Raw genomic sequence first — 26,596 nt, forward strand, 5'->3', positions numbered from 1 at the left:
TTTCACGTGTATCATGAATTTCGATGCATAAGGACAATCGGTTATCACAGCACGGGCGCCATTCGTTCGTAGTATTGCTGCATAAGGATTCGCCGCATCTTCCGGCATGTCTCGATTCACTTGCGGCTCAAAGTGAAAGGAGCACGGTGATATTAAGTACGGGGACTCCGTCCCTGTATCAGAAGAAGATCTCGAAAGCATATGGACTGCGGTTAGCGGTGAACAGGCAACGCTCCGTTATCGCTGACGATTGGAATTTTGCGTTCAAACAGACGAAAAGCCCTTATGTAACGCTTGCCCATCAGGACGATATCTATGAACCGGAATATGCGCGAATGCTCTGTGATGCCATGGACCGACATGACGACTCGCTCATCGGCTTCACGGATTATGGCGAGATCTGCGGGGATGCTCATATCCCAAGAAATATCAATTTAATGATTAAGAGGATATTGCTGCTCCCGTTCTTCGCCACCGGCCGAATAGCGTGGGTCTGGCTGAAGCGCCTGCTCCTGTCATTCGGTTCACCGATACCGTGCCCTGCGGTCACGTACCATCGGGCGCAATTGAGCTCGTTCTCGTTCTCACGTGATTTTTCCATTAACTTGGATTGGGACGCGTGGCTCAGGCTCGCAGATGTCAACGGGGCGTTCGTTCGCGTACCTCGCGTGCTCATGTGGCATCGCATACATGCACGGTCGGAGACATCATCAGGCATTGCCGGGAAACGGAGGCAGGACGAGGACGCGCGGCTTTTTTCACGTGCATTGCCGCCCGTCATCGCGGACATGATCCGTTCACTGTATTCACTCAGCTACGCATCGAACAAGAGGGCATGATATGGCAAAACCAAGAGTTCTCGCTATGGTGCCGGCGTTCAACGAAGAAAAAAGTATTGCTCGGACGCTTCGTGATATCGGGCAGGCGACTTTTGACATCGATGTTATCGTGATCAATGACGGATCGAAAGACCGTACATCGGCCGCGGCACGGGCAGCCGGAGGGGCATTGGTGGCCGATCTCCCGGTCAATCTCGGCATCGGCGGGGCACTGCAGACAGGCCTTCTCTATGCGAAGCGTTCCGGATATGACTTTGCGTTCCAATTCGACGGCGATGGGCAGCATCGCGGCGATGAGATCGTGACCGTGCTCAAGCCGCTCATCGAAGGGAAGGCGGATGCCGTCATCGGCTCGCGATTCCTCTCGCGGCTTCCGGGATTCAAATCGACGGCAGCGAGACGCATCGGCATACGTATCCTGCAGCTGGCGAATTTCCTTGCGGCCGGCGTGAACATCACGGATTGCACGTCGGGGTTCCGCGCATACAACAGGGATGCGATCGATTTTCTTGCTGAACACTATCCAAGCGATTTCCCCGAGCCGGAGACCGTCGTGCTTCTCGCGAAGAACCGCTTTCGTATCGTCGAGGTGTTTACCCAGATGCGTGAGCGGGCACAGGGGATATCATCGATCAGCGGGTTGAGGTCGTTCTACTATATGGTCAAAGTGCTGCTTGCGATAGCAATGACGGCGCTTCGGCCCCGAGTGAGGTGGAAAAAGTGAATACGGTTCATATCGAGCGAATACAATATATCAGCATAGCTGCCAGTGCTGTTTTTCTTTTATTCGTTATCGAACTGATACGGAGGAAACGGATCAAAGAAGCGTATGGGATATTGTGGCTTGCTGCCGGAGTGTTCTTCGCAGTTCTTTCGTTCTGGCGCCGAGGCTTGGAGCAGATATCATTCGCGGTCGGCATCGCCTATCCGCCCGCAGCGCTGCTCCTCTTTCTCGTCGCCGCACTCCTCTTGATATTGATCCAATTCTCGATAGTCATATCAAAGCTGTCATCCGAGAACAAAAAGCTCGCGCAGGAGATCGCCCTGTTGAAATTATCGGTCGAGAACATCACGGAACAGAAAAAGCCATTTCGGCGAAGGACAGGAAGACAATGAAGTTAGGATCGCTCTTCATATCGTTGAACGATATGTTCCGCCGGCTGCTGCAATGGGTCGATCAATATGATCTTTCGCGGATGTCACGCGATTCGATCGTAATACGATCATTGCCGTATCTTCTTACAGCGGCCGTCATCTTTCTCCAGTATTCAACACCGCTCCTGCGTGCTGAGTTCTGGGCCGAGGACCTGACCGAGATATTCAAAGGTGCATATGAACTAGGGCCCCTGAGCATCATCACGCCGGTGTGGGGGTACCACATGTTCATTCCGCGCCTTATCGGATACGCAGCGACATTTTTCCCCGTCATCGCTGCGCCGTATATCTATGCGTTCGCCTGCTATATTCTCGCGATAATAACGATGGGCTATTTTTCCCGCGATGGTTTCTCGTTCGTCATACCATCACGTTCCGGCCGTATCGCGGTATGTATGCTGCTCGCCATGGCGCCCGGCACTGCGGAAGTACTGCTCAACTTCGCCAACCTCACGACGGTCTCAACCATGCTCGCTGTGCTCCTGATGGTGGAATATCCGCGGAAGCCCGGGGCGGTGAAGATATTCTTTTTCACCATACTCGCTTTCTCCGCCGGACAGCTGTTCCTTTTCCTGCCGGCAGCACTTCTGCTCCTGATCGTCACACGACGGCCGCGATATCTCATCATCATCGGCATTGTTGCTACAGTCATGGTCATCAATTTCCTCGGTGTCGTCGATCCTGCCGGTAAGACCGCAACAACGGGACACTTGAGCTTGAAGAACATGAACGCCGTATTCCGTGTGTTCTTCGATAATTTTTTTGTTCGGCTGTTCTATCTGCCGTTCTTCGGCAGGAATATCACTGAATGGTTCATGCGTACGCCTGACTTTGTATTTTGGCCATTCACGATGATCATCTCAGGGGCATGCGTGTACTGGGCGAAAAAAATGAAGCCCTATCGCAGTGCTGAATTCTGGCTGTGGCTTGCCATCTATTGCGGTACGATAGCGACATTCTCGGTGGTAGCATTGGTGCGAAACGGTATGATCATACGCGAATACGGATATACCTACTGGGGGACGAGGTACTCGTTCCTGCCATCAATAGCCGTGCTTCTCTGGTGGCTTGCCGCATTCCGGCATACGGAGAAGAATCGTGCCGGACGGATAATGATCACTATAGCGGTCATACTGCTGGTCGTGAATTCCATGTCATGGTGGGTCACCCATAAGCGGCTCGATCTGCACTGGCCCGCACAGGCACAGCAAGTGCAGGCTGCTCTCAATGCGAAGCGTATGAAGGCACTGACAAAGCCGGTGACCGTGATCGTTCGTGCGCATCCGACGGGATGGCATGGGGCTGAGACCCCCGTGGTCATTTCCCCTTGAACCTTCGCTTTCAGCATGGGACTGGGTGTTCGAAGTTGTGCAGAAGCGGTGTCAGCTATTGAGATATGCGTGTATTCATGATAAATTCTCGATGTCGGTCTGATCCGGGTTCGAGTGTTCTATTGAAGATACAGCACGCAGTATGGATTGATCCCGTAGCATTTGCATTACGCTGTAGTAAGGAACATATGTGAAACTATATACTGAGATATCATCGTGTCGGATATGCGGGAATAAGCAATTGGCCCCCATCCTTGAACTTGGCACCCAGGCGCTTACCGGTATCTTCCCGAAGAGCAGGAACGATGAGGTTCCCGCTGGTCCGCTTTCTCTCGTCAAATGCATGGACGGCTGCGGGCTCGTGCAGCTCGCGCACAATTATCATCTTCCGACACTGTACGGCGATAATTACGGCTATCGCTCCGGGCTCAACAAGTCGATGGTGGCGCATCTCCATGCAAAGGTGGAGCGTATTCTTTCACAGGTCGCACTTGCGGACGGCGACCTTGTCATAGATATCGGTAGCAATGACAGCACGCTCCTCCAGGCATACCCGAGAACGGCTGAGCTTGTCGGCGTAGACCCTACCGGCGTCAAGTTCAAAAAATACTATCCTGAACATATCCGTCTCATCCCCGACTTTTTCCCTTCGAAGCAGCTTTCTGACGCCATCGGCGGGAGGAAAGCGAAGGTGATAACATCGATATCGATGTTCTATGATCTCGAGGATCCGCTCGCCTTCGTTCGTGCGATACATGACCGGCTTGCCGACGACGGTGTGTGGGTGTTCGAGCAGAGTTATATGCCCACCATGCTCGCCATGCGGTCATACGACACGGTGTGCCACGAGCATTTGGAATACTACGCGCTCACGCAGATAGAATGGATGATGAAAAAGACCGGGATGAAGATCATTGATGTCGAATTCAATGCGGTCAACGGCGGTAGTTTTTCCGTCACCGCAGCGAAGGAGGCATCGTCCTTTGCCGTTGCTTCGTCCGTCGGTGCAGCGATGGACGCGGAGCGCGAGAAAATGCTCGATACCCTTGAGCCCTACAAGGCTTTCGCTGATGCGATAGTGAAGCATCGCGATGAATTGCTCGCTTTCTTCACAGAGGCAAAACGTGCCGGGAAGAAAGTGATAGGCTACGGCGCATCGACCAAAGGGAATGTCATATTGCAGTATTGCGGACTCACGGAAAAGTATCTCCCGTGCATAGCCGAGGTGAACGAGAATAAATTCGGGAGCGTGACCCCCGGCACGAAGATACCCATCGTGTCCGAGGCGGATGCGCGCGCACAGAAGCCGGATTATTTCATGGTATTTCCGTGGCATTTCAGGAACACCATCATCGAGCGTGAATCGGCGTATCTCGCCGCCGGCGGGCGACTGGTATTCCCGCTGCCGAAGATAGAGATCGTGCAATGACGGCTCTTATCGTCGGCTGCAGGGGCCAGGACGGGAAATTGCTTTCCGACATGCTCCGTGACAAGGGCTATGCCGTTATCGGCATCGATGTCGGTCACGTTGAATCACACGGCATTGCTTACGATACACCCATCGATATTTCCGATGCCGCTGCAGTGCACGGACTTCTTGATGCGATATCGTTCGACGAGATATATTATTTCGCAGCATATCATCATTCGTCCGAGGATGAGCCTATTGAGCCGAGCGTGCTCATCGCGGAAAGCTATCGCATCAATGTGTTCGGGCTCGTGAATTTCCTCGATGCAATGCGGCGGACGAAGCATTCGCGCATGTTCTATGCGGCATCATCATTATTGTATAGCAGTGATACAGATTCGACACAGAAAGAATCGAGCCCTTGTGAACCTTCAACGGTATACGGGATAACGAAGTGGGACGGCAGATCGCTTTGCCGTTTCTATCGCAACACCTGCAATGTGTTCGCATCCGTCGGGATATTCTTTAACCATGAGTCACCATATCGCGGGGAGAAGTTCATATCAAAAAAAATAGTGAGCGCGGCAGTGAATATAAAAAGAGGAGAGCAGGATACATTGATTGTCGGTGATCTTAATGCCGCGGTCGACTGGGGTTATGCGCCGGACTATGTCGATGCAGCATGGCGCATACTTTCGCTCGCAAAGCCGGATGATTTCATCATTGCAACGGGGAAAACGCATACTGTACGAGAATTCGCACGGATCGCGTTCGGGCATCTCGGACTTTCATGGGAAAAGCATGTGCGCGAGAAGGCCGATGTCGTTACACGCCGCCGCCGTGCCGTTGCCGGCAATGCATCGAAATTGCGGCGAATGACGGGCTGGAAACCGACGGTATCGTTCACTGAAATGGTAAGGATATTAGTTGAAGCACAGGATGAATTGATTGAAAAATAAAAGAATTCTCATCATGATCCCGACGTACAATGAGCGGGAGAACGTCGGAACACTTGCCGCTGAGTTGCGAGCACTGCCAGTGAAGGCGGACATCTTTTTCATTGATGATAATTCCCCCGACGGTACCGGGGCGGTCCTCGACACGATAGCGAAGAAGGACAGGTCGATCAAGGTCATGCATCGCGCGGGAAAGCTCGGCATAGGGAGCGCGCATCAGGACGGCATTGCGTATGCATACGATCAAGGATATAGAGCGCTTATCACTATGGACTGCGATTTCACCCATCGCCCGTCGGACATTCCCGCATTCATTCAGGCAGGAAAAAAGGCATCGGTCGTGGTCGGAACGAGATACAGTCAGAAGAAAAGTCTTCAGGGATGGAATCTTCTCAGGAAGGTGCTGACGCATACGGGGCATCTGTTGACCGCGTTCTTTCTGCGGCTCCCGTACGATGCGACAGGGGCTTTCCGCCTGTACGATCTGACCGTTATCCCGCGGCATCTCTTCGGTGCTGTAAGTTCACGCGGCTACTCGTTCTTCTATGAAAGTCTCTACATCCTGCATTTCAACAAATTCAAGATCGTCGAGGTGCCCATAGCGCTTCCCGCCAGGACCTACGGGCATTCAAAGATGAAACTGCGGGATGCGTGGAAAAGTTTCAGCTTCCTGTTCTCGATATTCGTCAATACGCTGGTAAATCATGAACGATTCCTGGTCGGGAAGCCTTTCATGAAGATAAACCCTCGTATTCCTGTACGCGAGGATTGGGATGCTTATTGGGCGCAGCAGAAAACGACGGGGCGCCTTGTCTACGATGCCATAGCGGCGTTCTATCGCAAAGTGATCATCATCAATTCGCTCAACCATTTCATCAGAAAGTATTTTATCCGCGGGTCAACGGTGCTCCATGCCGGCTGTGGGAGCGGGCAGGTCGATACAAAAGTGGTGGACATGGTTTCCGTTACCGCGCTCGATATCTCTCCCGCCGCGCTCAGCATCTACAACACGATACATCATGGGAAGGCTTCGATGGTGCATGGGAGCATTTTCGATATGCCGCTCAAGAACGCATCGATGGACGGTATATATAATCTCGGCGTGATGGAACATTTTACCGAAAGCGATATAGCAAAAATATTAAAGGAATTTTCGCGCGTTCTCAAGCCGAAGGGGCGTGTCGTGCTTTTCTGGCCCCCGGAATTCGGGATGAGCGTTATATTCTTCAAGATACTATCGTTCTTCGTGAAAGGCCTTTTGCGGAAAAAGAACGTGAAATTCCACCCCGATGAAATATCGAGGATACGTTCGAAAAAGCATGCGTTCGCCCTCATGGAAAAGGCGGGGTATCGCGTCATGCGATATTCGTTCGGCTTGCGTGATATGTTCACCTATGCTGTCATTGTTGCGGAGAAAATGTGAGCGAATACATGCATTGCAAAGGCGGAGTGGTGAAATAATGGGACTATCAGAACAGAGTCAACGGCGCACGGTTTCTGTCGGTGATTTCATCATCGGCGATATTGAACGGGATGCAGTCCTTGAGGTGCTCAATTCAAACCGCATTTCAGAACACGTGAAGACCTTTGAATTCGAGCGCAAATTCGCAAAATATATCGGTACAAAAACCGGTGTCGCAGTGAATTCGGGAACAAGTGCATTAGTGCTCGCGAGCCTGACACTTCAATATTCCGGACGATACCCAAAAGCGGTCCGCGGGAAGAAAGTGATAGTTCCTGCGCTTGGATACGTAGCAACATCCAATGCACAAGTCCTGACCGGGTTTGAGCCGATATTCGTCGATGTGGACCCGGTCGACCTTGTCTGCACCCCAGGGCATATTGAAGCAGCGATACAGGAACACGGTGCTGACAACATCGCCGGTATTGTACCGGTTCACCTGATGGGATACCCGGCGGATATGGATGCGATAAATGAGATCGCCCGGCAGTGCTCACTTTTTGTCGTTGAGGATGCAGCACAGGCGCACGGTACGAAATATCACGGCCATGTTGTCGGGTCCCTTTCTGATATGTCCGTATACTCGTTCTATATAGCGCATAATATACAAGCCGGTGAGATGGGCGCGCTTATGACGAATGACGATGGGTTCGCGCGGCTCGCCCGACAATTAAAAGCGAACGGTCGCATGTGCGACTGTAATGTCTGTACTCGGCGGCAGGGGGTATGTCCGCATCGGGATCCCGATCCGAATTCCGATAATGATCCGCGATTCATGCATAGCTACATATCGTTCAATTTCAAGACCATGGACCTGCAGACGGCGCTTGCGCTCACACAGCTTGCCCGTGCGGATGAGATCTTCGATACGCGGCTTAAGAACGTAAGTTATCTGAACAACGGGCTGTCATTCCTTGAACCGGTGATACGTCTGCCGCGATTCAGTGCCGAGGTAAGTTACCTTGCCTATCCGCTTGTCGTAAAGGACACCAGCATCGTATCAAGGAAGACGGTGCGAGACCATCTGGAAAAGAACGGAATAGAAAGCCGCCCTCTTTTTGGGTCGGTACCGACACAGCAGCCAGCGTATGCGGCATATCGCGACCGATATAAGGGAAAAGTCCCCGATTCGGACTATATCGGCGAGAACGGTTTTTATATCGGCTGCCATCAATACTTGAAACAGGATGATCTTGATCACGTTGTTGATGTATTTCGAAAGCTGTCGAACAATGGACGCTGGCAATGACGGTGAAGAACCGAAAACAAAATAGAGTTGCGCTTGTCATACTTACAAGGAACGAGATCGACGGAATGACCGCGCTTGTCGAGCATATACCGTTCTCATCATTCACCGAAGTTTTCGCTGTTGACGGCGGTTCTACTGACGGGACGCTTGCGTTATTCCAGAAGCACAGAATAAAGGTCTATTCCCAGACATCGCGCGGGCGGGGCGAGGCGTTTCGCATCGCAGCAGAACGCACCAAGGCGGAGTACATCATCTTCTTCAGCCCCGACGGTAATGAGGACCCCGCCGACATTCTGAAATTCCTGCCGTATGCGGACGGAAGCTATGACATGGTCATTGCATCGCGCATGATGAAAGGCGCACACAACGAAGAGGACGATCAGCCGATAAAGATGCGCAAGTGGGCGAACAATGCGTTCAATCTCATGGCGAACGCGCTCTTCAACAGGAGCGGAAGATTCATCACCGACAGCATCAACGGCTACCGCATGATACGCCGTGCCGTGTTCGATACGCTCAAGCCCGACGGGCGCGGGTATACGATAGAATATCAGATGACGATACGGGCTATGAAGGCGAGGCTACGCATCGCGGAATTCCCCACACATGAGGGGCCGCGCATAGGCGGGGAAAGCTATGCGAAGAGCATACCGACCGGCATAGCGTTCCTGAAACTGCTTTTTTCCGAGATATTCACGAAAAAGCGCTGACCGCCGTTCCCGTTATTTTTTCAAAAGCGGATATCCCATCGTCTCTCGTTCTGCGATATAAATCCCTGCCACCTCTTTCATCATGTCGCGCACGCGGCCGATGTAGGTGGCGCGTTCGGTGACCGATATGGCATTGCGTGCATCGAGCATATTGAACGTGTGAGCGGCCTTACATATCATGTCATATGCCGGGAGCGGGAGCTTCGCCGCCAGGCAGCGCTTGCACTCGGCTTCGTATTCGTTGAAATGGCGGAAGTACATCGCCGTATCCGCTATCTCGAAGTTGTACTTCGAGAATTCGCGTTCGCCCTGCATGTGTACATCGCCGTATTTGACGCCGTGTCCCCATTCCATGTCCTTGAAATGGTTCACGTTCTGCAGGTACATGCAGATGCGCTCAAGGCCGTAGGTTATCTCGCCCGAGACGGGTTTCAAGTCCATGCCGGCAAGGCCTTGAAAGTAGGTGAACTGTGTTATTTCCATCCCGTCGAGCCATACTTCCCAGCCGAGCCCCCAAGCACCCAGCGTGGGCGATTCCCAGTCGTCATGGACGAAGCGCAGATCGTGCTCCTTGAAGTCGACGCCGAGCGCGGCAAGGCTTTCGATATAGAGCGCCTGTATATTATCCGGCGAGGGCTTCAAGAGCACCTGATACTGATAGTAGTGCTGCATGCGGTTGGGGTTCTCCCCGTAGCGGCCGTCGGTGGGCCTCCGCGAGGGCTCCACGTATGCCACATTGAAGGGCTCAGGGCCGAGCGCACGGAGGGCGGTAGCGGGGTTGTAGGTGCCCGCACCCACTTCCATATCGAAGCCCTGCTGTATGATGCAGCCGTTCTTCGCCCAAAAATCGTTGAGCGTGTGTATGAGCGATGAAAAGGTCATGGTTCTTCCTTTCAGCTTCGCTGTGCATATGGAGAACAATACAGTAAAATGCGGGCGGCGTCAATCATGTCATATTGAAGTGTCGCCCCAGCACTTGACAATGCACGGATATCTGCGTATAGTGCCTGTGTCAGAAAGGCATATTCATACTATACCTCTCTATTATGTGCCTAACGGTCAGGTGGGGAGCATACGGGTGCTACACGGGTTCCCGTATTCGTGGAAGTTCAGCGAAGACTGTAGGCCCGATCATTGAGGCTCGAGCGGCGAATACAACACTGTTTGTACATCCTTCGGAAATTAATGCATTCCCGGGTGATATTAAGATAATGACCGGAAAGTGCATGAGAATGACCGTTCTTGTCTTGACGCCCTGATACCGCATGAGTATACTTACCGCAGACATCGCAACGAACGAACCTCAGCAGGAAAACGCATGTTAAAATACGCCGTCATCTTCATCATCGCGATCGCTTCTCTCTTTGGACAGGATCTCATTCTGAACGGGGACTTTGAGGCTGTTGAGAACGGCATGCCGGCAGGATGGACCATCGCCCCGTACGGCAGCAAAAATACCGTGTCGACCGCCGCCGAAGAAGGCGATATACGCGGTAAGGCATCCGCTCACCTGAAGCATGAAAGTGAGGACGCCGCAGCAAGCGCAAAAGCCGTCGTACTCATTACCCGCGCGAAGATAGCGGGCATCGTCGCCGGTACGGAATACCGCTTCCGTTTTTTTGCACGCGCGCGGGCGAAGGATCAGCCGCTTCGGGTGTACTATTATACCGACACATCCGTGTCGCCGCATTATTACAAGCTTAAGACGGTCACGGTGAGCGATGAGTGGGATGCGTATGAGTTCGTACTGAAACTGCCGCTTACGGCGGAATGGAAGGACCGGGACCTTTTCATGCGTTTTGATATCCTCTACGGCGAGGTATATCTTGATGACGTTGTGCTTGCGCCCAATACGGAAGCCCCGCCGGAGAAAAAAAAGGCCGTGGTATCGCTTAACCGCAGCAACCTTTTTCAGAACTCGAGCTTTGAGATCGGCTTCGATGAGTATGCCTTGACGCGTGGCCTTTATATGCGCGGGCGCGATCCGAACAATAATGAACCGCGTCAGCCGCTCATCGATCCGAACGAGAAAATGCACGGGGAAGCGAGCCTCCGGCTTGATAATCCCGACGGCGACGCGATGCTCTTAAGCTCCCGCGATATACCGCTCGTGCCCGGCAAGGAATATACATTGTCCGGATGGTTCAAGACCGCCGGCGATATCAAGGTGGTTGCCTTCTCCCTGCTGAGCATCATTTCGAGCGGCGCACGAAAAGGATATTCCGTGTGGAATGAGGTCGGCAGCGACTGGAAGCGCATGTCGTTAACCTTTACCGCGGCGCCGAACCACGATTTCTATACGCTGCAGATAGCCAATATACCCGAGGGTCACGGAAAGATGCCGCCGCCGACACGCAATCAGGCGGGGACGATGTGGATAGACGGCATACAGCTCACAGAAGGGAGATCATCGAAGTATCAGCCCGACGATTTTGAGATCGGCCTCACGCGTACGCTCAATCGCTACTATGCGTACACCCCGAACGAGCCCTATACAGTGACGTTCCGGGCGCGTAACAATACCGCAGGGAACGCCGAGGTCAAATTCAGATTCTCCATACTGGATAACTACTTCGACAGAACGGTCAGGACGGGAGAGACATCATCCATTACGCTCAAGGGGAATTCCGCCGGGGAGATATCCGCGGAGATCAACCCGAAGCGCTACGGGATGTTCGTCATGAACTATGAACTTGTCAATGCAAAAACGGGGGCTGTGCTCGATGCGTATTCATTCGATTACGCCGTCATCGAGAATCTCATGGCGATACCGGGGCCCAAGGGGTTCACCAGCGGCGGGCAGATGAATTTCCGGGCCAACTGGTTCGCCCAGAGCTGGGCCACACAGCCGACGCTCGAGTATCTCGGCGCGACCATAGATGAGACGTATGATTTCATAGCGAATGTCGGCGACCGCTGGTATCGCTGCTGGGATTTCGGCTGGGGCCACAATGAGGTCGATGAAGGAAATTATGAATGGCAGGTCCTCGACAGGCAGATAGAAGAGCTCACGAAGCGCGGCATAAAGCCGGTGGCCTCGCTCGACACGTTCATCGTCGATGAAAAAAACTCCCAGAAGATATATGCAAAAGTGCCGAAATGGGCGCAGGAACGATACGGCATTGCCGACACGAAAGGGTCGATGAAATGCCGCGTATGCGTTCCGCCGGTGGATATATGGGCGCGGTATTTCAGGGAATGCGTGCTGCGCTACAAGGGAAAAGTGCGGGCGTATGAAATATTAAATGAACCGAATCTCTGGCTCTCCGCCGAACAGTACATCGGTTTCCTCAAGGCCGCGTATACGATCGTCCGCGAGATCGACCCCGATGCGCGTGTCATCGGTTTCTGCGCCACAGGGGACCTCGGCGGCAAGCTTTTAAAGTTCGTGAAAGCATGCATGGACTTAGGCGCGAACGAATATTTCGATGCGATGTCATTCCACCCCTACGATTCGCCGCTTGATTCAAGCAGTTATCCGGCTGAAAAGGCGATAGCCGACATCAAACAGCTCCTTGCCGATGTCGGGGCTGAAAAGAAGGAGATATGGAATTCCGAGGTGTTTTATTTTGAACAGGACCTTCCGGAACAATTTTATGGCTCTCTGGCCGTCAAGGGACATCAATTAGCAAGACGACTGCTCATCGATCAGTTCCACGGTGTGGCACGTACAGCCTGCGTTGATGGTGCATATAATCGTGCGCGCATCGCGCCGCTTGCGCTCGATAATCCGCGCAAGCCCATACCGAGCCAGTTCTTTGTGATAAACAATGCCTGGGCGCGTTTCTTCGAGGGCGGCAAACCGATAAAGCAGATAACCCTTACCGGGAAGAACAAACTTTATATCTATGAGCGAGCGGACGGGCCGATAGCCGCGTATTGGAATTACAGCTATTCCGCAAAAAGTTCGGCAGCGCTCGCGTTAAGGAATTCCAAAGACAGGATACTCTTGTTCGATCTCATGGGGAATCCGCTCGAGAACCCGGCAGAGAAGAACAACGGCTACCTTCTCAATGACGCCGTTGATCCGGTATACATCAAGCCCAACAGGATAAGTAAAGATGAATTCCTGAAATTGATGGGAACCGCCGAGATGGAATACCGTGTGCCGGTGGCGGTCACCGCGCGTATGGGTTACCGTGATGAAACGCCCGTCATCCGTGCCGAGGTGATGAACCATGGCGCGGATACCATGCCGATGCGCTTAAGCTTCAGATCATCCATAAGCGAGATAGCCGGCGGCACTGTCGATGTAACGGCACGTCCGCGGGAAGCGACACCCGTTCTCTTCCCGCTGAAATTTGAAAAGCCGTGGACAACAGCCGAGCTTTCGTTCAAGGCCGAAGCGGGATCAAAACACTATGAACTTGCGCCGGTCACCATACGCTTTCGCCCATTGGCGGCAGCCAGCAGCGGAAAAACGCCCGTGATAGACGGCGTTGTCAATGCCGGTGAGTGGGACGGTCATGCCGGGATAACCCTTGATTCGCTCCCGGCCCTGAGGAACGCCGTGCCCGCTGTATGGGGCGGCAGGAACGACATGTCCGGCCGTGTATGGCTTGCCTGGGACAGCGTCTCGCTCTATCTCGGCTTCAAGGTGCTTGATGACAAGCGCGGTGAACGCAATAACCGACTGGGCGTATGGAACAGCGACTGCATCGAACTCTTTCTCGACACCGCCCCGGATGATCAGCCGACCGCGAGCGGATTCAACGCGAACGCTTGTCAGATCGTGATCGGCATGCCGACCGTACAATTCCCGGAGATAGTCATGCTCAAGGCGAGCGGGATGCTTGAGGTGAACACGGCGAACATGCCCGTCAAGACATCTACACAGCCGGGCGGATATGATGTTGAGCTCGCGATACCGTGGAAGGAGCTCGGGGGATTGAAGCCGGAAGCCGGGACACAGATCGGTTTTGATGTCTGTCTCAGCGATGACGATGCGACGAGCAGGAAATTATCGCTTGTCTGGTCAGGCGATGCGGATTACTATAAGAACCGCCTCAATTTCGGCCGGGTGATGCTGTCTTCCCGGGAACGATCGCGGTAGGGCTGAAAACACATCGATCTTATTCAACGGGGGAACATCGCTCACAGGTCCCGTCGGCGCGGCTTCTACTGACTACTGACGGAATATGCGGATCTTGGGATACGATCCGAGCACTTTGAGGAATGTCGTTTCCTGATCGAGCGCGGCAAGTGCCTCGGTGATATGCTTATCCTTCCGGTGCCCGTCGATATCGATGTAGAAGAGATATTCCCACGCCTTCTTCTTCGTCGGGCGGCTCTCTATCTTGTTCATATTGATGTTGCGGTCGCTGAATATCGCGAGCACCGTCTGCAGCGCGCCCGGCTTGTCCTTGATGGCGACGATGAGCGATGTCTTATCCTTCTTCGATGGCTCATTATCGTCCTTGCCGATGGTAAGGAAGCGCGTGAAATTCTCCGGATTATCCTCGATGTTCTCCGCGAGCACGTTGAGCTTGTACAGCTCCGCGTTCACCACGCCCGCTATGGCCGCGCTGAATTTATCCCAGCCGACGACCTTCGCCGCCTCCGAATTGCTCGATGATTCGATGAGCTCGGCATGCGGGAGATTGTTCATTATCCACATGCGGCATTGGCCGAAGGACTGCGGATGCGAGTATATCTTCTTTATCTCGGAGACGTCCGTGCATTGCGAGAGAAGACAGTGATGTATGTTCATGAAATGCTCAGAGCATATCTTCAATGTCGAGGTGATGAACATATCGAGCGTGTAATTGACCGCGCCCTCGTTGGAATTCTCTATGGGCACGACGCCGTAATCGTATTTATCGACCTCCACTTCCTTGAACACATCGCCGATGGTCTTAAGCGCCGCGAATTCCGTCGATGACCCGAACTGCTCTATCGCCGCCGTATGGGTGAAGCTTCCCTCCGGGCCGAAATACGCCACCGATATCGGCTCCTCTATCTCCCGTGAAGCGGACATGATCTCACGGTATATCATCCGGAGCACGCGCGAGGGGAAGGGCTTCCCCTTTGCAAGCGTCTCGATGCGCTCGAGTATCTCCGCCTCGCGCTTGGGGTCGTATATCACGCGGTTGAGCTCACGCTTTATCTTGCCTATCGCAACCGCATGCGATGTCCGCTCATTGATGAGCTTCACTATCTCTTCGTCGATGCGGTTTATCGAAATGCGATGTTTATCGATGTCCATGCGTTCTCCGTTGGGCGAATGCTTCCTGGGCTGCGATCGAATTGCGTTCCCAGAACACGCCGCCCTCATATCCCTGAATGCGATCGCCGCGTTCGATGCCGGCAAGGCGCTTCTCGATGAGCGCCGCGTACCGCTCGTCCTTCTCTATCGAACAGTAACGTCTTCCGAGCTTTTTTGCAACTGCCGCCGCGGTCCCCGAGCCGGCGAATGCGTCGAGTACCATATCGCCTTCGTTCGACGAAGCGAGCATTATCTTCGCAAGGAGCTTCTCCGGCTTCTGCGTGGGGTGTTCGGTGTTCTCAGGCATCGACCAATAGGGTACGGTAAGGTCGGTCCAGAGATTCGATGCATGCGTCCTTCTGAAACCGCCGTGCGCCGTCCGCTCCCAATCCTTGGGTTTGCCGTTCTCGGTATACGGGGCGATGACGCGCCGCATTATCTTCACCGCATCGGTATTGAAGGCATAGTTATCCGACACCGTCGCGAACCAGATATCCTCCGATGCGTTCTTCCAGTTCGCTTTCGCGCCGCGGCCCTTCTCTCGCTCCCAGGTGATGCGGCTTCGCACGATAACATGCCGGGAAAGCACGTCGTATATCGCGGCGGAGGACCGCCAGTCACCGCAGACGTATATCGATGCCGTTCTCCTGAGCGACGGCACAAGCGCACGGAACCATGATCCCATGTACTCCGCGTAGCCCGCGGACGATCGGGCCCTGAACGACTCTGCGTGGAATTCCTTATCGATATTATACGGCGGATCAATGAAGAGAAGGTCGACGGAACGCGCGGGGAGATATTTCGCCGCATGGATAATATCCTGGCATATCGTTCTTCCGGCAATGGCATCCACCGATGACGGGGCTTTGAGCGTAGTGATATCCGTGCTGAAGCGGCGTACCTCCGCTGCCGAGAGCGTCATCGTCTTGTTCCGCGGAGAACGGTCCTTCGTCATCTACACCCGCTTGGGTACGGGCAGTCTCATCTGAAGCGCGGATATCCCGTAGAGCGATGCGATGACAGCGCCGATGGCGAACACATACTGATAGCCGAACGTGAGCCATATCACGCCGCTTGCAAGGGCGATGCTTATGGAGAACACGTGATCGATGGTCGTTCCCATGGCGAGCGTGGGCGAGACATGGGCGGGTATAACGGCGATCTTCTTGAGATACGTCGCACGCGCCATGCCGAACGAAAAAAGGAGCATGTCAAGAACATAGCATGACGCCGCGATGTAGAACCCGGCATCGCCGAACAGTATCTTCGCGAAACCGTAGCCGAGACAGACGACGATGAGCACGCCGCCTTCGACGGCAAGCACCGTCCGTTCGCCGAGGCGGTCTATCATGCGCCCGAGAAAGGGCTGAAAGAGAATGCCGATGATGCTGCCGATGGTGAAAAGCACCGCGATGATGGCCGTCGGTTTCCCGTAGATGGTAACGAGCACCCACGGCGCGAAGGTGATGAATATCTGCTTCCTTGTACCGAAGAGAATGGTAAGCCAGTAGTACAGCGAGTATTCCCGGCGGAGTATGAAACGCATCTTCGCAGGGGGCGCTGCCTTCGGTTTCATGAAAAGCATGAGTACGCCTGCGATGACAAGACACACAGCCGCGATGGTGAACGTGACCGCGAACGTGAACTTGAGATAACCGAAGCCGACGACGACCAGACCGCCGCCCGCGATGGCTGCGAACGTCCGTATGCCGTTCAACTGCCCGAGGCGCCTGCCTTCCTTGCCCGCATGCGCGAGCTCCATCCCGATGGCCGACGACAGCGGCATGAAAAGATGCTGCCCTAAGCTCATGATGAAAAGCCATGCGAGCATGATGTTGAACTTCGGCGCAAAGAACGCTATCAGTATGAGGCCCACTGCCTGCAGGAACATGGAAAATGCGGCAAGCCTCCGCGATGAAAGGAAGAAGAGCAGCGCCGAAACGAATACGACGGTGAACCCGGGCAATTCACGGGGGAGTTCGAGGACGCTCCTCGCCATGCCGGTGAGATTGTACGTTTCGCTCAGGAAATTGTTGAACGTCGATTCGATGACATTCGTGGTGAACCCGGTCGCGGCGACAACGGCGATGAAAAGCCACAGATCTCGGGGTATGTGTTCGAAGCGCAAACGTAGACGGGCCAGCATGGGATATTGTATCACGGGGGCGGATTTTTTCAATCAATAAATCCCCCGGAATATCGATAATATGGATGAAACCTACGACAGGAGATGCATCACTATGCCGCACTATGAACGATTCAAGCACCGCCCACGCCCTCGCCTCTCGCACGGCGTCCATGAGCATTTTCCCCGCGGGCGGACGTATTTCGGGCGCGCTACGGGCAAGGGAAAGGGCGGCGTACTCCTGCGTAACATCGTCATCATCGGCGCCATAGTCGGCGTGATATATATCGCAAAGAACGGCGGGCGCGAGATCGTGGGTAGATTCATCACGAAGCCCGCGGCAGAGAGGACCGAGACCAAGATCGACCCCAAGGCGAAAAAGCTCGAGGATGCGCTCAAGAATTTTCTGGCAGACGTGCAGACACCCCCGGCCCGTGAGCTTACCGTGGTCACCAAGGTCGACGACGATGACGCCGGTAAAGAGCATATCACGAAGCGTGAAAAGCCCGTGCGGGAAGAAAAGGACGATGCGGTAAAGACGGACAGAACGGCAAAAGCCGAAGTTCCCGAGAAAAAAGCCGTCGAGACAAAACCCCGCCGCGAGGTGAAGACGGCATCACGGACCGCAAAGGGTGAAGCGAAGCCGAAAGAACGAACGGCCGAACGGACCGCGGAAAGCGATACGTCGGTCAAAAAGAGGACTGAGACCGTTGCTCGTGCGGAAGCACCGGTAAAAGCAGTGAAGCCTTCCATATATTTCATAAAATATGACGAGGACAAAGGAAATATCGAATTGGCACCGCGCAAGCGGCCGCTCGGCTACAAGCCGACGATAAAGGATGCCATCACCGCGCTCCTTGACGGACCCGATAATCGCGAACGCGACGGGAATATCATCACCTGTATACCGGAAAAAGCGTATCTTATCGATGCGAAGCAGGAAGGGGATACCGTATTCCTCGATTTCAATGCCGAGTTCGAATACAATCGCCTGGGATATGAAGGCCTTCGCGCGCAGGTGAATCAGATAGTGTTCACCGCAACGCAATTCTCCGGGATAAAGAGCGTCGTCTTCCTTATCAATGGCAAACGGCGCGACAGCATCGGCGGCGAGGGATTCTCCATAGCAAAACCGTTCACCCGCTCCGGCAGCGCGCTTACGGTCAACTGATACCGCCCTTTAAATCATCGACCTGCTCTTGACAGATTTTTTACTGTGCGTTACTATTACTGCCATGAAAAATAAAACCACCCCCCTTCTCACCGTTTCTATCGCCGCCCTGCTCCTTACGCTCGGCGGCTGCGCCACGACCGAGGTCTTTTTCACCGTGAAAAGACCCGCCCAGATATCCATGCGCGGCGTCAAACGCATGGCCATGGGCAATTTCACCGGCAATAATGCGGCGCATGTGAACAAGCTCATCGCACGGCTGGAATCGTCGATGATAGACAGTAAGGCCTTTGAGGGCGTCATCGACAGGAAGCATATGGCTGATGTGCTGAAAGAGCATAATATTCAGCTTACCGGCATGTTCAATGAGAAGTCCGTGGCCCAGATAGGGAAATTCATTGCCGCCGCCGGCATCATCTACGCGAGCATCGACGATGACGGATACACGGAAACGCTCACTGAGAAAATGGTGGTGACCGCGAAAACGAACATCGACAAGAAGAACCCGAAAGACAAGTCAACGTGGGTCACGAATATAACCGTATTTTCGAATATGATGCATACGCGTACCGGCACCTACACGCTCAACATCACGTATCAGGTCGTTGATATCGAAAAGGCCACGCTTGCTGCGGTACGGCCGATGAACATCAAGCGCAAATTCGTGAAGATCGGAAAAGATGAGGTCCCCGAAGCCATCGATAAGGAAGAGGCGTTCGCTACAACGCTCGCCGAATCCTGCTATTCGTTCGTTCGTATGATAACACCGTCCTACGTGAACGTCCGCGCGGATTTCATGCGGGATAATGAATTGCCGGAAGTGGACCTTGCCGTGAAGAACATCAGAAGCGACCTCATGCCCGAGGGCATCGAGATGCTCAAGAACATGCTCGGCAAAGGGACAAAAACCGAGATACAGGCGAAGACATATTACAACTACGGCCTTGCGCTGGTGTTCAACGGCGAGTACGATTACGCCATGGAGAACATCAGAAAGGCGCTCTCCATGAACCCGGACGAGCAGGCATACCGCAACGGCATGGCGCTCGTTAAGAGCGAAAAAGAGAACTCGGAAAAGCTTAAAGAGCAGGAGCAGTAGCTCTTATTCCGCTATTCCCGGACAATCGCGATCGAAATTGATAAGACGTCCGTCCTCATCGACGTAATCTTTCCAGTACGGGAATGTCGCGCATTGTTCCGGTTTCCCATCCTGTATCCTGCAGCCGTTCGCCGTTAAGAGCGGGCAGCCATCGTCGCCCACTTTGATGAATGACTGTCTGCCTCGGCGGAAGAGATATCCTTTCATGAAGTCCTTTTCCCCGATACGAAGCGACTTCGCCGCCCGGCGAATATCGTCGCGGGAGAAATAGACGAAGCCGCGGTCGCGACAGCATTGTCCGCAGCGCTTGCAGGCGAACGAGAACTGATATCCCATGCGGATAGTATATCACTTGTAATGCGATAGTCCATGTCCTTTCCCTCTATAGTAAAGTCCTGATTTTCTTATTGCTTGCAGCAGCTCCGCGATATATATTCACTCTATGATGATCCCCTTCAGTGATCGATTAGGAAAAGCCGTAAAGAACGGCGGGTTCAGGCTGCGCGATTATTGGGTGTGGTGCGGGAGCGCCGTTCGCGGTGATGACGATCTTTATCATCTGTATGCATCGCGTATACCGAAGTCGCTGCCGTTCGCCGTGCATTGGGTGCCCAATTCCGAGATCGTACATGCCGTTTCAAGAACGCCCGAGGGGCCGTATGCGTTCTCGGACGTGTCGCTTCCGCCGCGGGATCGTTCGTTCTGGGACGGGCGCATGACACATAATCCGCACATACACCGGGTGGACGGCAGATATATCCTGTTCTATACTGCAACGACATATCGCGACGACATGCCGGATGCAGAACACCCGGCACAGCAATGGAGCGATATTCACCGTGAGGCAATGCGCGGACAGTATGTCGGCTATGCGGTTTCCGATTCCCCGTACGGCCCGTGGGCGAGGCTCGATGCGCCGATAGCCATGCCGCGTCCGGGGATGTGGGATGAATACATGATCACGAACCCTGCCGCCTATTTCCATCCCGATGGGCGCGTTTTTGTCGCATACAAGTCCGGAAGGGATCCCGATACGCACGGCTGGCCGGTCATTCTCAAATACGGCATGCTTGCGGCGGACGGACTCGGTCCCGAATTCACCCGATTTTCGGACGAACCGCTTTTCTCTTTCGACGATGCCGGCGTTCGCATCGAAGATGCATTCATGTGGTATGAGGACGGCGTCTACCAGATGCTCATCAACGACCTCACGGGGAAGATCACCGGTGAAGATCATGCCGGGGTACACGCCTTTTCGCGGGACCTGAAGCGGTGGGCGATAGCGCCGGCGCCGAAGGCGTATTCCCGGACTGTATCATGGGATGACGGCAGCGTAACGACGCAGGGTTCGCTTGAGCGGCCGCAGCTCCTTATCGAGAACGGAAGGCCGACACATCTTATCCTTGCTACCGCGGACGGCCCAGGTCATTTTTCGAACGCACAGGATACATGGACGACCGTGATAAGGCTCAACGACCGTTAACGCATGGCCTTTTCCGGAAAAGGAGTGATCGCAGCATGAACGATACGAAGCCGAATATCATAGCCATCATGGCCGATGATCTCGGCTACGGCGATATCGGGGTGTACGGCAACCCGATCGTTGATACGCCGCATATCGATGCGCTTGCGCGAAGCGGTGTTCGGCTCGATCAGCATTATTCCGCATCGCCGATATGCGCGCCTGCGCGTGCGGCATTCCTCACCGGGCGGTACAATCACCGCGTCGGCGCGGTCGATGTTTCGTCCAACCGCGGCGTGGACCGTATCGCGCTCTGCGAGCGGACGCTCGGGGATGTTTTTTCGCATGCGGGATATGTCACCGGCATGATCGGCAAATGGCATAATGGGCTCTTCGATATGCGCCATCACCCGAACGCACGGGGGTTCCGTGAATTCCTGGGATTCCTCAACGGCGGCATGGGCTATTACGACTGGATACTCGATCGCAACGGATCGAGCATTCGTTCCGACGGGCGGTATCTCACCGATGTCTTCTCCGACGAAGCGGTATCGTTCATCCATCGACACGCAGCGGAGAATTTTTTTCTGACGGTCACGTACAACGCCCCGCATTCGCCGCTCGAAGCGCCCGAAATGGATGCGGCGGTGTTCGAGGGAACATGCGCCCCCGCTGTCGCCGCCCTCTACGGGATGATACGCGTCATGGACCGCGGCATCGGGCGAATACTCTCGGCACTCGATGCATGCGGCCTTTCAGAAAACACCATCGTTCTCTTCACGAGCGACAACGGGCCGTTCATGGGAAACGAATCGTATCGCGGCGCACCGCAGAGCATGCTCCGTTATAATGGACCATTTTCCGGGATGAAATACGATGTGCTTGAAGGCGGCATACGTGTCCCGGCCGTACTACGCTGGCCCGGCGGCGGGCTATCCGGCGGTACGGTACGCAATGACATGATCCATTTTTGCGACTGGATCCCCACGCTCGCCGCATGCGCGGGTATCCGCACCGACATCTGCAGGCCCCTCGACGGCATGGACATGCTGCCGTATCTGCAAAGCGGAGCGTACGCCCCGGTAAAGCGATTCTGGCAGTACAACCGCTATGAACCCGCGCTCAACTGCAATGCCGCCATGCGCGACGGCGACTGGAAGCTCTACTGGCCGCGGGTGAGTGCGTCGGACAAAAAACTCGAAGGGGATAATCACTGGTATCGGCGGCTTTTTCATGAGCCTCATTTCCTCACCGATATCGACCGCGCGCCGATAGTGCGCGAGATACCGACACCAGGGACGCCGAAGCTTTTCAACATCGCCGATGACCCGGCGGAGGCATACGATAGAGCAGGCGCGGAGACGGAGCGCGCAGGGCGCATGAGACGTGAACTGGAAAACTGGTTCGAGTCGGTGAACCGCGAAAGGCGTAATGACCCTGACAACTGGCGCGGGGAGAACACCATGGCGCCGATGAAGACTGATGTCCGTTTTTTTTCTCCATTGTCCTGATTTTTGCATTGCAGCGGTGAGCGCGTTCAAGTATACTGGAGATGGATAATGTCTGGCGGAGCACCATGGACCGAAGAACATTCATACAACGATCGATGCTCGCTGCCGGGGGCCTCTCCTTGTACAGCGGACTGGCCGCTCAAGGGGCATTGCATGACGAACGCAGGACCGATCACAGCGGGAAGCGTCCGAATATATTGCTCATACTGGCCGACGACCTCGGGTACGGGGATATAAGCTGCTTTCGCGGCGGCTCCCCCTGGATATCCGTTGTCCCGGGCCCGAACGATATAACGATATCCACACCCTGCATCGATCGATTGGCGGGCGAAGGTGTCTCATTCACGGATTTTCACAGCAATGATGCCGTGTGCAGTCCGACACGAGCATCGCTCTTAACGGGGAAATATAATCAGCGCACCGGCGTGTGTAATGTCCTCGGGCAGTTGGGCAACGCCATGGTCAAAGTGGCCAAACCCGGTGAAATACCGTTCACGGGTCTTCGCCCGGAGGAAATGACCGTCGCCGAGATACTCAAGGACAACGGATATCGCACCGGCTGCTTCGGCAAATGGCATCTTGGTCCTATGGAAACGCATCACCCCTTGCTGAACGGTTTCGATGAATTCGTCGGGGTCGAAGGGAGCGCCGGCGACAATTTCTCCATGGAACAGAAAGGAAAATCGTATTTTTACCGCGGGCGAACGACGGCGAAAGCGCCGGGCGGCTGGTTCACCGATGTGCTCGCCGATGAGGCTGTCCGTTTCATGCAGAAGAACGACGACGCGCCGTTCTTCGCCTATGTTCCGTTCACCGCGCCGCATCTGCCCTATGTCGGGCCGAACGACAAGGCGATAGCGGATGCATGGGACGAGAAGGGTGACTCCCCGCGAAGCGATCTATACCGGGCATATAAGGATGTTGTCGAGGGTATGGATAAGGCCGTCGGCAGGATCATCGATGCGTTGAAAAGATCTGACCTGTTCGAGAATACGCTCATTCTCTTCTCATCGGACAACGGCCCTGTTGACCACGGCAGCCCCGGCGGTTTTTCAGGCAGAAAAACGAATCTGTTCGAAGCGGGAACGCGCGTTCCGACGATCGCATGCTGGCAGGGAAAGATCAAAGCCGGGACGGTGTGCCGCGAACCCGCAATGAGCATGGACCTTTTTTCTACGATCTGCGGTGCGGCGAACATTATGGTACCCGCGCAGGTGCTTGCAGATGGCGTGGACCTGTGTCCCGTGCTCACGCAGTCAAAGGGAATGGAGCGTCGGCTGCTTTTCTGGGAAAGACCAGCCGGGGTATCGATGAAGAATTTCCATATTCGCCGGGCGGCAGTACGCGACGGCCGCTGGAAACTGCTTCAGGACAGATCGGGGACGCCGTTCCGTCTGTTCGACCTGAGTGCCGATCCGCGAGAGGAGCATGATCTGGCCTCTTCCATGCCGGAAAAAGTGACCCAGTTACGATCGGCATTCGAAGAATGGAAAAAACGGGTGTACGCGGATGCCCCCTGGGATTACGATGAGTATCTTGACCGTTTCGAGAAAGCGGGGATACTGGTGAGGGAAAAGCATTAATGTTTACGCAACGAACGGGGGCATCGGCATGAAAATGAACGCTGTCGGGATTATCGTACTGTTCATAGCGATCGCTCTAACGCCCGGGTATTCCGCCGGCGTTGATGGAACATCGTACTATGTCTCACCGACGGGTATGGATTCCAATTCAGGGCGTACGAGCGCGAAGCCGCTCAAGAGCATAAATTATGCCGTTGCCGCCGCCGCGCTCGACCCCGGCGCGGGTCCGCTTGCAAAGCCGGTGACCGTATACCTCATGGATGGCGTACATGTTCTCGAGGCCCCGGTGCGTATCACGAATTCCGATGCATGGCCGATCATGTTCAAGGCGTTACCCGGCGCAAAACCGATAGTCACCGGCGCGAGAAAAATAGTCGGATGGAAACCGGGCATTGTTCCCACTACCGGTGTACCCTGTCTGGTGGCCGATGTGGGGGATGTGAAAAAATGGTATTTCCGCCAGCTTTTCGTCAATGGGCGAAGGGCCGAGCGTCCGCGATATCCGAAGGAAGGGTTCAGCCGCATCGAGTCGCTCATCCCTTCCAAGCCGGGGCGCATACTTTCCACCGCGTTCAAGGACAGGTTCATGTTCCGCGAGGGTGATGTACAAGCATGGACGAATATCACCGATATCAATGCCATGGTCGTGCATTACTGGCAGCAGGCGTATCTCGCCGTTACGAACATATCGCCCGCCGACCGCACGGTATATTTCCGCAATGCATCGTACATGCCGCTCGTGCATTCACATCCGTCCCACGGCGTTGCGGACTGGATAAAGCAGGACACCGCATACGATTTTGAAACGTGGTACCAGGGTGCGTCATATTATATGGACAATGTCTTCGATGAACTTCGTGAAAAAGGGAGCTGGTATCTGGAACGGACGACGGGAAAGCTTTACTACCTGCCGCTTGACGGAGAGACCGCATCGTCGATCGAGGCATGGGCACCGCGTCTGACGCAGTACTTCATCGTACAGTCGGATTGGAAAAATTCGGCGTACATCGACGGGGTATCGTTCGAGGGCATTGCGTTCCGTTATTCCGAGTATGTGTGGAACGCCCATTACGGTACGGGGAACTGGTACGGGAATTACGGGCCGAGCGTGCTCACCTTTTCCGGCACGCGCCGGACGTCCGTCCTCAACTGCCGTTTTGAGAACCTCGGGGAATGCGGCATAGACCTTGCCTACGGCAATTCCGATATCGCGATCATCGGTAATGTATTCCGCGACCTTGCGAGCGGCGCCATCCGGGCCATGGGTGCATGGCGGGAAAAGAAGCCCGAGGACAATGAGACCGGCAGAATGCAGCGCATCGCCATCACCGACAATGACATAGCAGGGTATGGACGCGTATTTCACGGCGCGGTAGCGCTCCTCCTCGAAATGGCATCACACTCTGTCATCGCGCATAACAGGATCACCGACGGGTATATGACCGCCATCAATTGCGGCGGCGGATCGATGGGGCATGAGGATGTTTTCCGCATGTTCGATACGCTCATAGCGAAGAACCATATCTACAACATCGGACAGTCGTGGCCGTGCGCCAACGATCTTGCGGGGATATATACCCACGGCAATATGATCGGGTCAGTCGTGCGCGGCAATATCATCAGCAACATCCAGGTAAGCGTGTACGGCGGCAACGGCATCTATATCGACGATTGCGCCTCGTACCTGACGGTTGAGGATAATCTTGTTGCCGACACCTGCTCGGATGCGTTCAATCTCAAGGGCCGGCGAAGCATCATTCGCAATAATATCCTCGGCCCCTCGGGAAGAAGCATAGCCCGACGGGCATCGCATAAGTCCTACGAGAACGAGCTTGCTCATCTGTACGGAAATCTCCTCATCACGACGAACGGACTGCTGTTCGACTTCAACAACGCCGATGGTCTTACGAATTCCGGGATGAACGTGCATGATAATTACCTGTACTCGGTCGGCGGGGCGCCGCATACGGTCGGTATTGACGGCACGTACGGCGCGTACGGAAGGTCCATGGCGTACTCCGAATGGTGCGCCCTCACGGGCAACGGATCGGGCGATGTCGTGCTTGCACGGGATTTCTCCTACACCGCCGGCGTGCGCAATGCCGCCGCCGGCTCGCCCCTCCTCAAACACGGTTTCAAACAGATCGACCTGAGCGATGCAGGTCCGCGCGCTGCCGGTGTCCGCGTGAACATATCTTTCCTGACGACACGGTCCGAAGGAAGTGAAGCGCATCGTGAAGCGATGGATTACGCAAAAAAGATAGTCGATCTGCGGCGGGAAGCGGACACGAAGAACCGTGATATGTCGAAGCATGTGGAATGAGACGCCC

21 protein-coding genes are annotated in these 26,596 nt (G+C 54.6%); 16 read left to right on the top strand and 5 right to left on the bottom strand.

Features of this window, described 5'->3' with window-relative positions; genetic code table 11:
* The first annotated feature begins 23 nt into the window (after positions 1-23).
* From AABZ39_09530 to AABZ39_09570, 9 genes are all read left to right on the top strand, one after another.
* Positions 24-839: a glycosyltransferase gene (locus AABZ39_09530; GenBank protein MEK6795006.1), complete on the top strand. Its 816-nt coding sequence runs from the start codon at positions 24-26 to the stop codon at positions 837-839.
* Between the two features lies 1 nt (position 840).
* Positions 841-1,563: a glycosyltransferase family 2 protein gene (locus AABZ39_09535; protein ID MEK6795007.1), complete on the top strand. Its 723-nt coding sequence runs from the start codon at positions 841-843 to the stop codon at positions 1,561-1,563.
* Positions 1,560-1,955, top strand: a complete 396-nt coding sequence (locus AABZ39_09540; GenBank protein MEK6795008.1) for a DUF2304 family protein — start codon at positions 1,560-1,562, stop codon at positions 1,953-1,955. The genes AABZ39_09535 and AABZ39_09540 overlap by 4 nt, the downstream gene beginning before the upstream one ends.
* Positions 1,952-3,325 (top strand): hypothetical protein, encoded by a 1,374-nt coding sequence (locus AABZ39_09545; protein ID MEK6795009.1) that lies wholly within the window; start codon positions 1,952-1,954, stop codon positions 3,323-3,325. Before AABZ39_09540 ends, AABZ39_09545 begins: the two co-directional genes overlap by 4 nt.
* A 190-nt stretch (positions 3,326-3,515) precedes the next feature.
* Positions 3,516-4,754: a class I SAM-dependent methyltransferase gene (locus tag AABZ39_09550; protein ID MEK6795010.1), complete on the top strand. Its 1,239-nt coding sequence runs from the start codon at positions 3,516-3,518 to the stop codon at positions 4,752-4,754.
* Positions 4,751-5,692 carry a GDP-mannose 4,6-dehydratase gene (locus AABZ39_09555; protein MEK6795011.1) on the top strand — a complete coding sequence of 314 codons (942 nt, stop codon included), beginning with the start codon at positions 4,751-4,753 and terminating at the stop codon, positions 5,690-5,692. Before AABZ39_09550 ends, AABZ39_09555 begins: the two co-directional genes overlap by 4 nt.
* Positions 5,682-7,112, top strand: coding sequence for a glycosyltransferase (locus tag AABZ39_09560; GenBank protein ID MEK6795012.1), 1,431 nt, complete (start codon positions 5,682-5,684; stop codon positions 7,110-7,112). The genes AABZ39_09555 and AABZ39_09560 overlap by 11 nt, the downstream gene beginning before the upstream one ends.
* Positions 7,113-7,149: 37 nt before the next feature.
* Positions 7,150-8,400: a DegT/DnrJ/EryC1/StrS family aminotransferase gene (locus AABZ39_09565; protein MEK6795013.1), complete on the top strand. Its 1,251-nt coding sequence runs from the start codon at positions 7,150-7,152 to the stop codon at positions 8,398-8,400.
* The gene (locus tag AABZ39_09570; protein MEK6795014.1) at positions 8,397-9,110 is read left to right on the top strand and encodes a glycosyltransferase family 2 protein; all 714 of its coding nucleotides are present in this window, start codon (positions 8,397-8,399) and stop codon (positions 9,108-9,110) included. Before AABZ39_09565 ends, AABZ39_09570 begins: the two co-directional genes overlap by 4 nt.
* Before the next feature lie 12 nt (positions 9,111-9,122).
* Here AABZ39_09570 and glyQ read toward each other — a convergent pair whose 3' ends face one another.
* Positions 9,123-9,992 carry a glycine--tRNA ligase subunit alpha gene (glyQ, locus tag AABZ39_09575; protein ID MEK6795015.1) on the bottom strand — a complete coding sequence of 290 codons (870 nt, stop codon included), beginning with the start codon at positions 9,990-9,992 and terminating at the stop codon, positions 9,123-9,125.
* A 436-nt stretch (positions 9,993-10,428) separates the two neighbouring features.
* On the opposite strand from glyQ, the gene AABZ39_09580 reads away from it, so the two are divergent.
* Positions 10,429-14,163 (top strand): sugar-binding protein, encoded by a 3,735-nt coding sequence (locus AABZ39_09580; GenBank protein MEK6795016.1) that lies wholly within the window; start codon positions 10,429-10,431, stop codon positions 14,161-14,163.
* Between the two features lie 72 nt (positions 14,164-14,235).
* Here the strand turns inward: AABZ39_09580 and pheA are convergent, their stop codons facing one another.
* Genes pheA through AABZ39_09595 form a run of 3 tightly spaced genes read right to left on the bottom strand, consistent with a single transcriptional unit; the run spans position 14,236 to position 17,461 of the window.
* A complete protein-coding gene (gene pheA, locus AABZ39_09585; protein MEK6795017.1) occupies positions 14,236-15,315 on the bottom strand; it encodes a prephenate dehydratase in 1,080 nt (359 codons plus the stop codon).
* Complete coding sequence (locus AABZ39_09590) at positions 15,302-16,270, bottom strand: site-specific DNA-methyltransferase (GenBank protein ID MEK6795018.1); 969 nt, start codon at positions 16,268-16,270, stop codon at positions 15,302-15,304. Before AABZ39_09590 ends, pheA begins: the two co-directional genes overlap by 14 nt.
* Positions 16,271-17,461: an MFS transporter gene (locus tag AABZ39_09595; GenBank protein MEK6795019.1), complete on the bottom strand. Its 1,191-nt coding sequence runs from the start codon at positions 17,459-17,461 to the stop codon at positions 16,271-16,273.
* A gap of 61 nt (positions 17,462-17,522) precedes the next feature.
* Between AABZ39_09595 and AABZ39_09600 the strand changes: the two genes are divergently transcribed.
* Positions 17,523-18,611, top strand: coding sequence for a GerMN domain-containing protein (locus tag AABZ39_09600; GenBank protein ID MEK6795020.1), 1,089 nt, complete (start codon positions 17,523-17,525; stop codon positions 18,609-18,611).
* 64 nt (positions 18,612-18,675) lie between these two features.
* Entirely contained in the window at positions 18,676-19,710 is a 1,035-nt protein-coding gene (locus tag AABZ39_09605) for a tetratricopeptide repeat protein (protein ID MEK6795021.1), read from the top strand.
* A 3-nt stretch (positions 19,711-19,713) separates the two neighbouring features.
* Here AABZ39_09605 and AABZ39_09610 read toward each other — a convergent pair whose 3' ends face one another.
* Positions 19,714-20,046, bottom strand: a complete 333-nt coding sequence (locus tag AABZ39_09610) for a YkgJ family cysteine cluster protein (GenBank protein ID MEK6795022.1) — start codon at positions 20,044-20,046, stop codon at positions 19,714-19,716.
* Between the two features lie 106 nt (positions 20,047-20,152).
* Here AABZ39_09610 and AABZ39_09615 point away from each other — a divergent pair, with 106 nt between their 5' ends.
* The 4 genes from AABZ39_09615 to AABZ39_09630 all read left to right on the top strand — a co-directional run bounded on the left by AABZ39_09615 (position 20,153) and on the right by AABZ39_09630 (position 26,589).
* A complete protein-coding gene (locus AABZ39_09615; GenBank protein MEK6795023.1) occupies positions 20,153-21,193 on the top strand; it encodes a glycoside hydrolase family protein in 1,041 nt (346 codons plus the stop codon).
* A 35-nt stretch (positions 21,194-21,228) separates the two neighbouring features.
* A complete protein-coding gene (locus AABZ39_09620) occupies positions 21,229-22,683 on the top strand; it encodes a sulfatase-like hydrolase/transferase (protein ID MEK6795024.1) in 1,455 nt (484 codons plus the stop codon).
* 65 nt (positions 22,684-22,748) lie between these two features.
* On the top strand, positions 22,749-24,266 hold the full coding sequence (locus AABZ39_09625; GenBank protein MEK6795025.1) for a sulfatase-like hydrolase/transferase: 1,518 nt from the start codon (positions 22,749-22,751) through the stop codon (positions 24,264-24,266).
* A 28-nt stretch (positions 24,267-24,294) separates the two neighbouring features.
* Positions 24,295-26,589 (top strand): right-handed parallel beta-helix repeat-containing protein, encoded by a 2,295-nt coding sequence (locus AABZ39_09630; GenBank protein MEK6795026.1) that lies wholly within the window; start codon positions 24,295-24,297, stop codon positions 26,587-26,589.
* The last annotated feature ends 7 nt before the right edge of the window (positions 26,590-26,596 follow it).

The sequence above is a fragment of the Spirochaetota bacterium genome (assembly GCA_038043445.1).
In the GTDB taxonomy this organism is placed as follows: Bacteria; Spirochaetota; Brachyspiria; order Brachyspirales; family JACRPF01; genus JBBTBY01.